The sequence below is a fragment of the Pseudomonas sp. AF32 genome, assembly GCF_022342325.2.
Taxonomy (GTDB): Bacteria; Pseudomonadota; Gammaproteobacteria; order Pseudomonadales; family Pseudomonadaceae; genus Aquipseudomonas; species Aquipseudomonas uvaldensis.
In genome coordinates this window covers 1-529 of the sequence record NZ_RQJK02000065.1, presented here as the reverse complement: position 1 = coordinate 529, position 529 = coordinate 1, and the positions used below count along the sequence as shown (strand labels likewise).

At 66.9% G+C, this 529-nt stretch carries 1 pseudogene; it reads left to right on the top strand.

Going from position 1 to position 529, the window contains the following annotated elements:
- Positions 1 to 529, top strand: a pseudogene (locus EGM97_RS26125) (type IV secretion protein Rhs); the annotation flags it as partial.

Sequence of the window (529 nt, the reverse complement as noted above, 5' to 3'; positions counted from 1 at the left end):
TGGCCGGCGGCGCGAGTTTCTTCTGGGAGTGGCAAGGGACCGGCAGGGCGGCCCGCTGCATCCGCCACTGGGCCTCGTTCGCGCAGATGGACAGCCGTTACAGCTGGGGGGAGGACGGCAGCGTCACGGTGCGGCACTTCGACGGCAGCGAAGAGGTCTACGTGCACGACGACCGGGCGCGGCTGGTGCGCAAGGTCGAGCCCGACGGTGGCGAACACCTCAAGGCTTACGACGAACAGGGCCGGTTGGTCGCCGAACAGGACCCGCTGGGGGCCGTTACCGAATACCGCTACGACGAAGCCGGACGCCTGGTGGCGCTGATTCCACCTGAAGAAACGCCGACGTCCTACGAATACCGCAACGGTTTCCTGCACGCCCGTTCCCGCGGCAACGCAACATGGACCTACCGGCGCAACGACCGCGGCGACGTGATCGAGGTCATCGACCCGGATCAGCAAAGCACCGCGTATGCCTACGACGACCAGGGCCAACTGCGCTCGATCCGCTACCCGGACCACAGCGAACACCG